Origin of the sequence: Curtobacterium caseinilyticum (assembly GCF_030363035.1) — a bacterium.
GTDB classification, from domain to species: Bacteria; Actinomycetota; Actinomycetes; order Actinomycetales; family Microbacteriaceae; genus Curtobacterium; species Curtobacterium caseinilyticum.
In genome coordinates this window covers 527694-538889 of sequence record NZ_JAUCMN010000002.1, presented here as the reverse complement: position 1 = coordinate 538889, position 11196 = coordinate 527694, and the positions used below count along the sequence as shown (strand labels likewise).

The 11196-nt window shown below is 71.8% G+C and carries 10 protein-coding genes and 1 pseudogene; 7 read left to right on the top strand and 4 right to left on the bottom strand.

All coding sequences use genetic code 11. From position 1 onward, the window contains the following. Positions 1-119 precede the first annotated feature (119 nt). The 4 genes from QUG93_RS05015 to ptsP all read right to left on the bottom strand — a co-directional run bounded on the left by QUG93_RS05015 (position 120) and on the right by ptsP (position 5074). Positions 120-1277, bottom strand: coding sequence for a mannitol-1-phosphate 5-dehydrogenase (locus QUG93_RS05015; RefSeq protein WP_289472592.1), 1158 nt, complete (start codon positions 1275-1277; stop codon positions 120-122). Beyond that, the gene (locus tag QUG93_RS05010; protein WP_022907882.1) at positions 1274-1711 is read right to left on the bottom strand and encodes a PTS mannitol transporter subunit IIA; all 438 of its coding nucleotides are present in this window, start codon (positions 1709-1711) and stop codon (positions 1274-1276) included. Before QUG93_RS05010 ends, QUG93_RS05015 begins: the two co-directional genes overlap by 4 nt. A 76-nt stretch (positions 1712-1787) precedes the next feature. After that, the gene (locus tag QUG93_RS05005; RefSeq protein ID WP_289472590.1) at positions 1788-3344 is read right to left on the bottom strand and encodes a PTS mannitol transporter subunit IIBC; all 1557 of its coding nucleotides are present in this window, start codon (positions 3342-3344) and stop codon (positions 1788-1790) included. A 74-nt stretch (positions 3345-3418) separates the two neighbouring features. Further along, the gene (gene ptsP / locus QUG93_RS05000) at positions 3419-5074 is read right to left on the bottom strand and encodes a phosphoenolpyruvate--protein phosphotransferase (RefSeq protein WP_289472588.1); all 1656 of its coding nucleotides are present in this window, start codon (positions 5072-5074) and stop codon (positions 3419-3421) included. A gap of 261 nt (positions 5075-5335) precedes the next feature. On the opposite strand from ptsP, the gene QUG93_RS04995 reads away from it, so the two are divergent. From QUG93_RS04995 to ribA, 7 genes and pseudogenes are all read left to right on the top strand, one after another. Next, positions 5336-6106: a DeoR/GlpR family DNA-binding transcription regulator gene (locus QUG93_RS04995; RefSeq protein WP_289472587.1), complete on the top strand. Its 771-nt coding sequence runs from the start codon at positions 5336-5338 to the stop codon at positions 6104-6106. A 76-nt stretch (positions 6107-6182) separates the two neighbouring features. Next, complete coding sequence (locus tag QUG93_RS04990; protein ID WP_111227093.1) at positions 6183-6455, top strand: HPr family phosphocarrier protein; 273 nt, start codon at positions 6183-6185, stop codon at positions 6453-6455. A 260-nt stretch (positions 6456-6715) separates the two neighbouring features. After that, complete coding sequence (locus QUG93_RS04985) at positions 6716-7558, top strand: exodeoxyribonuclease III (protein WP_289472584.1); 843 nt, start codon at positions 6716-6718, stop codon at positions 7556-7558. Between the two features lie 39 nt (positions 7559-7597). Then, the gene (trpS, locus tag QUG93_RS04980; protein ID WP_289472582.1) at positions 7598-8608 is read left to right on the top strand and encodes a tryptophan--tRNA ligase; all 1011 of its coding nucleotides are present in this window, start codon (positions 7598-7600) and stop codon (positions 8606-8608) included. A gap of 11 nt (positions 8609-8619) precedes the next feature. Beyond that, positions 8620-9213, top strand: a complete 594-nt coding sequence (locus QUG93_RS04975; protein ID WP_289472581.1) for a GNAT family N-acetyltransferase — start codon at positions 8620-8622, stop codon at positions 9211-9213. Positions 9214-9313: 100 nt separating this feature from the next. Further along, complete coding sequence (gene ribD, locus QUG93_RS04970; protein ID WP_289472639.1) at positions 9314-10390, top strand: bifunctional diaminohydroxyphosphoribosylaminopyrimidine deaminase/5-amino-6-(5-phosphoribosylamino)uracil reductase RibD; 1077 nt, start codon at positions 9314-9316, stop codon at positions 10388-10390. 29 nt (positions 10391-10419) lie between these two features. Next, a pseudogene (ribA, locus tag QUG93_RS04965) lies at positions 10420-11043 on the top strand (GTP cyclohydrolase II); the annotation flags it as partial. Between the last annotated feature and the right edge of the window lie 153 nt (positions 11044-11196).

Genomic DNA, 11196 nt, shown 5'->3' with positions numbered 1-11196 from the left:
TCAGTGTGTGGCCCGCCCGCCGCCGGGCTCGGCCAGCCCCACCCGTGCCCCCGACCCGCGGACGGACGGGAGGCGCGGTGCCCGCTGGCACCGCGCCTCCCGTCCGTCGTGGGGTCGCGTCAGCCGCGCGCGGACCGCACCCGGTCGGTGAACGCCGCGTGCAGCGGGTGCTCGGCGTCGAGCCCGGTGATCTCGGTCGCCACGTCGGCGTCCGAGCGGTCCGAGCGCAGCAGCTGCTGCAGCTCGACGCTCTGCTCGTCGTCCGCGACGTCGAAGCGGAGCGCGGCGCCCATGGCGTCGAGCAGCGCGGTCGGCTCGGTACCGTCCTCGGCGAGGGCGGCGGCGGGCGAGACGAAGCGCTCGTCCCGCGACAGCTTCCGGAGCGGCTGTCGGCCGACGCGGGTGACCGTGTCGGGCAGGTGCGGGTTCTCGAAGCGGCCGATGATCGCCTGCACGTAGGAGCGGTGCACCTCGGGGTCGAGCTCGTGACGACGCACCAGCAGGTCGCTCGTCTCGGCGAGCACCGACTCGAGCTCGGAGCGGACCGCGGGGATCGCGATCGCGTCGGAGATCTTGTCCGCGCCGGCGAGGAAGCCGTGGTACGCGACCGTCGCGTGCCCGGTGTTCACCGTGAAGAGCTTGCGCTCGATCGAGGCGGCGAGACCGTCGACGTAGTGCGCGCCGGGGATCTCCGGCTCGTTCCCGCCGAACGGGGTGCGGTCGATGGCCCACTCGTAGTAGGTCTCGACGGTGACGTCGAGGCCGCCGTCGGCGGGCTGCGCCGGCACGATGCGGTCGACGGCGGTGTTCGCGAAGACGGCCTTGGCGAGGGCTTCGTCGCGCGACTCGGCGGGGAGTGCCTCGACGATGAACTCCCGGAGCCGGTCGGTCGCGTTGATCGCGTTCTCGCACGCCATCACCGCGAGCGGCGCGGCGTCGGCGTCGCGCTGCTGGAGCGCCTTCGCGATGACCGGGGCGATGAACTTCAGGACGGTCGGGCCGACGGCGCAGGTGACCACGTCGGCGGCGGCGACCTCGGCGATGACACCGGGCTCGTCCTGCGCGCTGTTGACGGCGCGGAAGCCGGTGACCTCGTGGTCCTGGGCACCCTGCCCGACCTCGTGCACGGTGTACGAGTCGGCCGCGGCCAGGGCGTCGATGAGCGGTGCGGCGACGTCGGCGAAGACGACCTCGTAGCCGGCCTCGTGGAGCAGGAGCCCGACGAAGCCGCGGCCGATGTTGCCGGCGCCGAAGTGGACGGCGGTGCGGTCGCTCACTCGTTGACCTCGCCGAGGATCGACAGGATCGCAGCGGTGTCCGGCGCGTCGGTGAGCTTCTGGACCTCGTCCTCGTCCGAGAACACGATCGCGATCTTCGACAGGATGTCGAGGTGCTCGTTGTTCACGCCGGCGATGCCGACGACGAAGCGCACGGGGTTGCCGTCCCAGTCGATCGGGGTGGCGTAGCGGATGAACGACAGGGCGGACGACTTGATGGCGTCCTTCGCGTCGTTGGTGCCGTGCGGGATCGCGAGGAAGTTCCCCATGTAGGTCGAGACGCTCTTCTCGCGCTCGAGCATGGCCGGGTAGTAGTCCGCCGTGACCGCGCCTGCAGCCTCGAGGATCTCGGCCGCCTCCTTCATCGCCTCCGACTTGGTCGGGGCGGTGTCCTCGGTGTGGATGCGGATCTGGCTCTCCTGCAGGACGGGCATCGGGGGTTCTCCTTGCTGTTCGAGGACGTGGTGGAGGGGGCGGACCGTGGTCCGCCCCCTCCGATACTGCACTTCGTTACTGGTTCTTGAGCTGGTCGACGACCTGGTCGTACTGCGGCGCGTTCATGAAGTTGCCGACCGACACGTGCTGCGCGTTCGGGTTCTTCTGCTTCGCGCGGTCGGTCAGCTCCTCCTGCGTGATGATGAGGTCCTCGGTGCCGTCGAGGTTCGCGATCGCCTTGTTGACGACCGTGACGCCCTCGATGCCCGCCTTCTTCACCTTGTTGCGCAGGACGCTGGCACCCATCGCGCTCGACCCCATGCCGGCGTCGCAGGCGAACACGACGCTCTCGACGCGGGTCGCCGTCGCGGTGGACGCCGAGCCGACGCCACCGAGCGAGGCCTCGGCTTCCTCTTCGTTGGCCGGGGAGTTGTTGCCGAGCAGGCCCGAGGTCGCGGCATTGACGTCGCGGCCCTTGTTCGCCTGGAGCTTCGCCATCGCGGCACTCATGTCGCCGCCGTTGTTCGCCAGGTCACGCTTGCGGCTGGCGAGCAGGAAGAAGGACGCCACCGCGAACGAGACCGCTGCGGAGAGGACCACCGAGAGGATGACGCCGACGTAGCTGTCCTTCGCCGTGGCGGTGAGGACGGCGATGATCGAACCGGGCGACGCGGGGGCGACGAGGCCCGACTGGAAGGCGACGTTCGTCGCGACACCGGTCGCGCCACCCAGGATGACGGCGAGGAACAGGACCGGCTTCTGCAGCACGTACGGGAAGTAGATCTCGTGGATGCCGCCGAAGAACTGGATGAGGATCGCACCGGGAGCGGTCGAGCGGGCGATGCCGACACCGAAGAAGGTGAAGGCGAGCAGGATGCCGAGACCCGGGCCGGGGTTCGCCTCGAGCAGGAAGAGGATGCTCTTGCCGGACTCCTGGACCTGCTGCGCGCCGAGCTGGTCGAGCACACCGTGGTTGATGGCGTTGTTGAGGAAGAAGACCTTGGCGGGCTCGATGATGACGCTGGCGAGCGGCAGGAGCGAGCTGTCGACGAGGAACTTCACCGCGGCGCCGAGGCCCTCGGCGATGAGCTTGAACAGCGGGGCGAGCCAGAAGAACCCGACGAGCGCGAGCACGAAGCCGAGGATGCCGGCCGCGTAGTTGTTCACGAGCATCTCGAAGCCGGGCTTGATCTTGCCGTCCCAGATCTTGTCGATCTGCTTGATGAGCCAGGCGCCGAGCGGGCCGCAGATCATCGCGCCGAGGATCATGATCGTGCCGTTGGCGCCGATGATGACGCCCATCGCCATGATCGAGCCGACGACGGCACCGCGGGTGTCGTAGATCATCCGGCCGCCCTGGAAGGCGATCGCGAGCGGGATGAGGTAGGTCAGGATCGGGCCGACGAGACCGATGTTGGCCACGCCGTCGGTCTCACCGAAGCCGCCCAGGACGCCCACGGGCGTCCACCCGGTCTCGATGAAGAACGCGGTGATGAGGCCCCACGCGATGAAGATCGCGATGTTCGGCATCACCATGCCGGAGAGGAACGTGCCGAACTTCTGGACGGCGACGCGTGCGCCGCCCCGCGACTTCGCGGGTGCGTCGGGCGCTGCAACGGACGACGTTGTCATGTGCCTGGCTTTCTGTGAGGGGTGCTGCTGCGGGTGTGAAGGAGGTGCTGGGTGCTGCGGTGGTGCTGGGCGGGTCAGGCGGCGTGCGCAGCTGCCGCGGCGGTCTTGGCCGCCGCCGCGGTGCTCGCGGCGAGTGCCGCCTTCGCCATCTCGCGGGCCTGGTCGAGGGTGTGCTTGCCGAGTTCGGCGCGCACGTCGGCCAGGGCCGCGGGGGTCATGGACAGGGTGGTGGCGCCGAGGCCGACGAGCACGACGGCGAGCAGCGGGTCGGCTGCGGCCTCACCGCAGATGCCGACGGCCTTGCCCGCGTCGGCGCCGGCGGCCCCGAGCTGCGCGACGAGGCGCAGGACGGCGGGGTGCCACGGGTCCTGGTAGGACGCGACGGTGCCGAGCATGCGGTCGGCGGCCATCGTGTACTGGGTCAGGTCGTTCGTGCCGATCGACACGAAGTCGGCGTTCGCGAACACCTGCTCGGCCATCAGCGCCAGCGACGGCACCTCGGCCATGACGCCGGCGGTGCGGATGCCGAGTTCGCGGGCCAGGCCGACGAAGTACTCGGTCTCCTCGGCGTCGGCGACCATCGGGGCCATCACCCAGAGGTCCGCCTCGGTCGCGGCGTCGGCTTGGGCGAGCGCGGTGAGCTGGTCGCGGAGGACCTGCTCCTTGTTGCGCAGCGCCCGGAGCCCGCGGCGGCCGAGCGCCGGGTTCTCCTCGTCCTTGTCGGTGAGGAACGGCAGGGGCTTGTCGGCACCGGCGTCGAGCGCGCGCACGACGACCTTCTTGCCCGGGAACGCCTCGAGCAGCTGGCGGTACGACTCGGTCTGCTGCTCGACGGTCGGTGCCTGCGGCGCGTCGAGGAAGAGGAACTCGGTGCGGAAGAGCCCCACGCCCTCCGCACCGAGAGCAACGGCGCCCGCGGCGTCGGCGGGGCTGCCGAGGTTCGCGAGCAGCGGGACGGTGTGGCCGTCGGCCAGGGCACCGGCGGTGAGCGGCGCGGCCGCGGCGGCGAGGCGCTCCGCGATGCGCTGGTCGACGTCGGCGACGAGCTCGGCGGACGGGTCGGTCACGACGGTGCCGGCCGCAGCGTCGACGACGACGTGCGTGCCGTCGACCAGGGCGTCGGCACCGGTGACGCCGACGATCGCCGTGATGCCCTTGGCGCGGGCGAGGATCGCGGTGTGCGAGGTCGGGCCGCCGTCGCGGGTCACGAGGGCGAGCACCTTGTCGAGGTCGAGCAGCGCGGTGTCGGCCGGCGCGAGGTCACGGGCGACGAGGACGAAGGGGGTGTCCGACTCGGGGACGCCGGGGGCGGGGACCCCGCGGAGCTTCGCGACGATGCGCTGCGCGACGTCGTCGAGGTCGGCGGCGCGCTCCCCCATGTACCCGCCCATGCCGACGAGCAGGTCACGGAACTGGCCGAACGCCTCGAACACGGCACGCTCGGGGTTGGTGCCGCCGTCGATGCGTGCGTGCACGTCGTCGAGGAGGGTGGGGTCCTGCGCCATGAGCGCCTGCGCCTCGAGCACGGCCTGGGCGTCGCCACCCGCGAGCTGTCCGCGCTTGTTGAGGTCGTCGGCCACGACGGCGAGTGCGTCGTGGACCGCCTGCTTCGCGTCGTCGGCCGAACCCTCGAGCGGGGCGGTCGACGGCTCACCGAGCGGGTCCGCCATGCGGAGCACGGGGCCGTGGGCGACGCCGCGGCCGACGCCGGTGCCGAGCAGTTCGGACATTCGAGACTCCTTCATCTCCACGCGCTCACGGTGGGGGTGGTTCGTTCGGTGCGCAGCGGCACGAACGGACCACGCCCGTGCGGCTTGGCAGCACACTACCCCGATCCGCGTTGACAAACAAACACATCCGGGGATAAAAATGCAGAAACAGATGCCCGTTTGCGTCTGGCGGACGAAGCGATCCGGGCAACTCCGGCGTCGATCTGCCCGAGCATGCCCGTTCTGTTCCGAGCAGACCGATCGACCGAGACGACGAGGTCTATGTACGCACCAGAGCGCCACCAGCGCATCGTCGAGCGCGCCCGGTCGCAGGGGCGCGTCGACGTGAAGGACCTCGCCGAGCTCCTCGAGGTGACGCCGGAGACGATCCGCCGCGACCTGACGAGCCTGGAGCGCCGCGGACTGGTCCGTCGAGCCCACGGCGGGGCGATCCCCGTCGAGCGCATCACGCTGCACCCGGGCGTCGGCGACCGCGGCGGCATCAACCAGGCCGAGAAGGTGGTGATCGCCGAGGCCGCCCTCGCCGAGCTCCCCGAGAACGGCTCGGTGATGATCGACGCCGGCACCTCGACGATCTGCCTGGCCGAGATGCTCCCCACGGACCGCGGGCTCACCGTCGTCACGCACTCGCTGCCCGTCGCCATGGCGGTCGCCAACCGGTCGGGGATCGACCTGCACCTGCTCGGCGGCAACATCCGCAGCGACTCGCTCGCGGGCGTCGGCACGTGGACGCACCAGCTCATCGGCATGGTCAGCGTCGACGTCGCCTTCATCAGCATCAACGGCATCACGCCCGAGCGCGGCCTGACGACGCACAACATGGCCGAGGCCGCCGTGAAGAGCGCGATGATCAAGTCCGCGCGCCGCAGCATCCTGCTCGCCGACCACACGAAGTTCGGCCGCGAGGAGTTCGGTCGCGTCGCCCCGCTCGCCGCGATCGACACGATCATCACCGACCCCGGCGTGAACGCCGACCTCGTGCGCGAGGTCGAGGCCGCCGGCACCGAGGTCCTCTGGCCCGGTCGCGACTGACCGGTGCCGGTCCCCCGGAACCGCCCACCACGCGCTCGCTAGCATGAGCGCACCACCCGTCGACAGGAGTCCATCGATGTCCGAAGCCACCCGCACCGTCACCGTCGCGAGCGCGTCCGGCCTGCACGCCCGCCCCGCGTCCCTCTTCGTCCAGACCGTCACCGCGTCCGGTCACCAGGTGACGATCGCCAAGGGCGACAAGTCCGGCAACGCGGGCAGCATCCTCGCGCTCCTCGGCCTGGGCATCGAGAACGGCGACGAGGTCACCCTCACGGTGACCGGTGACGACGCCGAGGCGACGGCCGACAGCCTGGTCGAGTTCCTGCAGACGGACCACGACGCGGCCTGAGCGCACGGGTCGCGACGCGACCGCACGACGGACGGGAGGCACGGTGCCAGCTGGCACCGTGCCTCCCGTCCGTCCGTGCGCGCGTGCGCGTGCCGCGACCGCCGCGACCGCCGTCGTGGAGCAGAAGACGTCGAGTGCCCGCCCCGCACCCGACAGTTCCTGCTCCACCAACGGGAGGCGCGCCGACGCTCGAGGGACGCAGGCGCACGGGAGGACGGCGGCGCACGGCCGCGTCGGCGGGCCTCGGTAGGGTGTTGGGCATGACACGCCTGCGCCTCGCATCCGTCAATGTGAACGGCGTCCGCGCCGCGTTCCGGAAGGGCATGGGCGACTGGCTCGCCACCCGCGACGTCGACGTGCTGGCCCTGCAGGAGGTCCGTGCGTCGAGCGACGACCTGGCCGGGCTGCTCGGTGACGAGTGGGACATCGTGCACGACCCCGCGACGGCGAAGGGGCGTGCGGGCGTGGCGATCGCCTCGCGGCACCGCGCGCAGATCCACCGTGTCGAGCTCGGCGCCGCGGAGTTCGACTCCGCCGGCCGGTGGATCGAGGCGGACTACGAGCTCGACGGCACGACGGTCACGGTCGTGTCCTGCTACGTCCACTCGGGTGAGGTCGACACCCCGAAGCAGGACGAGAAGTGGAAGTTCCTCGACGCGATGACCGAGCGGATGCCGAAGCTCCGCGAGCACAACCCGCTCGCGGTCGTCGTCGGTGACCTCAACGTCGGGCACGACCAGCGCGACATCAAGAACTGGAAGGGCAACGTCAAGCGTGCGGGCTTCCTGCCGCGTGAGCGTGCCTACTTCTCGCGGTTCTTCGGGGCCGAGGGCGAGCAGGTCGAGGGCGCGGACGGGTCCACCGGCCCGGGCCTCGGCTGGGTCGACGTCGGACGCGAACAGGCCGGCGACGTCGACGGGCCCTACACGTGGTGGTCGTGGCGCGGCCAGGCGTTCGACAACGACAGCGGCTGGCGCATCGACTACCAGGTGGCCACGCCCGACCTCGCGGCGAAGGTCACGAGCTACACGGTCGACCGCGCCGCGGCGTACGACCAGCGATGGTCCGACCACGCTCCCGTGGTCGTCGACTACGAGCTCTGACCCGCTCCCCCTCCGCTCTCGCAGTACAGGAACAGCACCATGACCAAGACGCGCATCTTCTCCGGCATCCAGCCCTCGGCGGGGTCCCTCCACCTCGGCAACTACGTCGGGGCGCTCATGCAGTGGCGCGACCTGCAGGACGACCACGACGCCATCTACTGCGTGGTCGACATGCACGCGATCACCTCGCCGCAGGACCCGGCCGAGCTCCGCGCGAGCACGCGGGCGACCGCGGCGCAGTACATCGCCTCCGGCATCGACCCGACGAAGTCGACCCTCTTCGTGCAGTCGCACGTGCCGGCACACGCCGAGCTCGCCTGGGTGCTCAACACCCTGACGGGCTTCGGCGAGGCGAGCCGGATGACCCAGTTCAAGGACAAGTCGGCGCGCCAGGGCACCGAGGCGGCCTCGGTGGGGCTCTTCACGTACCCGATCCTGATGGCCGCGGACATCCTGCTCTACGACACCGCGGTGGTGCCGGTCGGCGACGACCAGCGCCAGCACGTCGAGCTGACGCGCGACCTCGCGACCCGGTTCAACTCCCGCTTCGGCGACACGTTCGTCGTCCCGAAGGCGCAGATCGGTACCGAGACGGCGAGGATCTACGACCTGCAGGACCCGACGAGCAAGATGAGCAAGTCGGCGGCGTCCGACAACGGTCTCATCCGGCTGCTCGACGACCCGAAGCGCACCGCGAAGAAGATCCGCTCGGCGGTCACCGACACCGAGCGCGAGATCCGGGCCGACCGTCAGGCGAAGCCGGGTGTGACGAACCTGCTCGCGATCCTGTCGGCGTTCACGCGCACACCGGTGGCGTCCCTCGAGGAGCAGTTCGTCGGCAAGGGCTACGGCGACCTCAAGGGTGCCGTCGCCGATGCCGTCGTCGCCGAGCTCGAACCGGTGCGCGCCCGGACGCTCGAGCTCCTCGACGACCCGGCGGAACTCGACCGGCTGCTCGCCGTCGGTGCCGACCGTGCCGAGTCGATCGCGCAGGCCACCCTCGCCCGGGTGTACGACCGCATCGGCTTCGTGCCCCGGACGCGCGGCTGACGATGCTCCCCGTGACGCTGTCGTCGGACCGGGTGCGCCTCACGGTGCCGACCCGGTCCGACACGGCAGCCATCACCGAGGGGTGCCAGGACCCGGCCGTCGTGCGGTGGACCACCGTGCCGACGCCGTACACCGAGCGCGAGGCACAGACCTTCGTCGACGCGCTCGTCGGCCCCGGCTGGGCGTCGGACCGCGAGTACACGTGGGGCATCCGGCGCGCGGGCTCGGACTGGCTCGTCGGGGTGGTGTCGTTCCGGACCGAGCACCGCGACCTCGGGTTCTGGCTCGCGCCGTCCGCACGCGGCACGGGGGTCATGCACGAGGCCGTCGAGCTGGTGGTCGGTTGGGCGTTCTCCCAGGGCGCTCCGGACGTGTACTGGGAGTGCTACGAGGGGAACGTCGGGTCGGCGTCGGTGGCCCGCGCGGCGGGCTTCTCGTTCACCGGCACCGGGACCGCCCGCATCCCCGCACGCGACGGCGGACCGACGGTCGCGTGGACCGGGCTCCGTCGCGCCGACGGCACGCCCGCGTCCGAGCTGCCGTGGCCACCCGCGTCGTTCCCGGACGGTGCCGAGGGGCAGCCCGCGGCCGCTGTCGTTCGCTGACAGGGGACAGTTCGGTGACGTGTCACCGACGTTCCGTCGGTAGTGTCGGAGCGTGACCACGAACCCCGACCCGACGGTCCGACCCGCAGAGGGCCGAGCCATGCGCCGTGCGCTGGAGCTCGCCGCGCTCGGGCCGGCCGTCGGCGACCACGCCCGCGTGGGCGCGGTGATCCTCTCCCCCACCGGCGACGTCCTGGCCGAGGGCTGGCACAAGGGCGCCGGGACCCCGCACGCCGAGGTCGACGCGATGGCGAAGGTGCCGACCGAGCAGCTGCGCGGCGCCACGGCCGTCGTGACCCTCGAGCCGTGCAACCACGTCGGCCGGACGGGGCCGTGCGCCCTCGCGCTGATCGAGGCGGGCATCGGACGGGTCGTGTACGCCGTCGACGACCCGGGCGAGCAGGCACGCGGCGGCGCCGACCGGCTCCGGGCCGCCGGCGTCGACGTCGTCTCCGGGGTCCTGGCAGACGAGGCCGAGGCGTTCCTCGAGCGCTGGCTGCTGTCCGTCCGGACCGGCCGACCGTGGGTGACCGTGAAGTGGGCGTCGAGCCTGGACGGCCGCGCCGCCGCCGCCGACGGCACGAGCAAGTGGATCACCGGGGCCGCCGCACGGCAGCACGTCCACGAACAGCGTGCCGCCCACGACGCGATCCTCGTCGGCACCGGCACGGTCCTCGCCGACGACCCGAGCCTGACCGCACGCGGGGACGCCGGCGAACTCCTCGCCGACCAGCCGCTCCCCGCGGTGCTCGGCGACCGGCCGGTCCCCGACGACGCCGCCGTCCGCCGCCACCCGCGCGGACTGCTCGCCCTGCCCGGGCACGACCTCGACGCCGCCCTGCGCACCCTGCGCGGCCACGGCGTCCACTCCGTGCTCGTCGAGGGCGGACCGACCGTGGCGTCCGCGCTGATCGCCGCCGGACTCGTCGACGAGGTGCTCGTGTACCTCGCGCCCGTGCTCCTCGGCGGACCCCGTGTCGCGATCGGCGACGTCGGCGTGGGAAGCATCGGCGGACGCCACCAGTTGGACGTGACATCGACCACCACCCTGGGCCCCGACCTCCTGGTCCGCGCTCGACCCCACCGCACCAGGACCGGGACCGACCGGTCGGCGCACCGGGCGACGCCCACCGGAGCAGCAGCAGACCAGGCACAGAACGACCGGAGCACCCCATGACCGACGCACTCACCTCCGCCACCCCGGGCAGTCCGGTCCAGTTCGAGGTCGCGACGAACGTGCCGACCACGCACGGCACGTTCGAGATGCGCGCCTACCGCGACCTCGTCACGAGCGCCGAGCACGTCGCGATCATCGCCCGGACCCCGGACGGCGCTGCACCCGGTGACGACGCCCTGGTGCGCGTGCACTCGGAGTGCCTGACCGGCGAGGCCTTCGGCTCGCTGAAGTGCGAGTGCGGCCCGCAGCTGGACGCCGCGCTCGACACGATCGCCGCCGAGGGCGGTGTCGTCGTGTACCTGCGCGGCCAGGAGGGCCGCGGCATCGGGCTGATCAACAAGCTCAAGGCCTACCGCCTGCAGGAGGACGGCCTCGACACCCTCGACGCGAACCTCGCGCTCGGGCTGCCCGCCGACTCGCGGGAGTACGGCGGTGCCGCCGGCATCCTGTCGGACCTCGGCATCCGGCGCGTCCGGCTGCTGTCGAACAACCCGGAGAAGCGCCGGCAGCTCGAGGAGCACGGCATCACCGTCAGCGCCCTCGTCCCGCTCGTCGTCGGGATCTCCGCGCAGAACGCGGGCTACCTCGACACGAAGCGCGACCGCATGGGGCACCAGCTGCCGGCCCACCTCGAGTCCGGCGCCGCCGGCTGACCGACGGTCGCCGTGACCGGAGGGCGCACCCGGCCGACGCCACCGACGGGCGCCACCGGAGACGTCCCTGCCGGACACGCCGGCGGACGCAAGGCGCGTGGCGGCGCCGCCCCGCGCCTCCCGTCCGTCCCGGTGACACTCCGGCGATCCTCG

Coding starts and splice junctions, on each gene's coding strand:
- ptsP (WP_289472588.1), bottom strand. CDS start 5,074: ATGTCCGAACTGCTCGGCACCGGCGTCGGCCGCGGCGTCGCCCACGGC.
- QUG93_RS05010 (WP_022907882.1), bottom strand. CDS start 1,711: ATGCCCGTCCTGCAGGAGAGCCAGATCCGCATCCACACCGAGGACACC.
- QUG93_RS04990 (WP_111227093.1), top strand. CDS start 6,183: ATGTCCGAAGCCACCCGCACCGTCACCGTCGCGAGCGCGTCCGGCCTG.
- trpS (WP_289472582.1), top strand. CDS start 7,598: ATGACCAAGACGCGCATCTTCTCCGGCATCCAGCCCTCGGCGGGGTCC.
- ribD (WP_289472639.1), top strand. CDS start 9,314: ATGCGCCGTGCGCTGGAGCTCGCCGCGCTCGGGCCGGCCGTCGGCGAC.
- QUG93_RS04995 (WP_289472587.1), top strand. CDS start 5,336: ATGTACGCACCAGAGCGCCACCAGCGCATCGTCGAGCGCGCCCGGTCG.
- QUG93_RS04985 (WP_289472584.1), top strand. CDS start 6,716: ATGACACGCCTGCGCCTCGCATCCGTCAATGTGAACGGCGTCCGCGCC.
- QUG93_RS05005 (WP_289472590.1), bottom strand. CDS start 3,344: ATGACAACGTCGTCCGTTGCAGCGCCCGACGCACCCGCGAAGTCGCGG.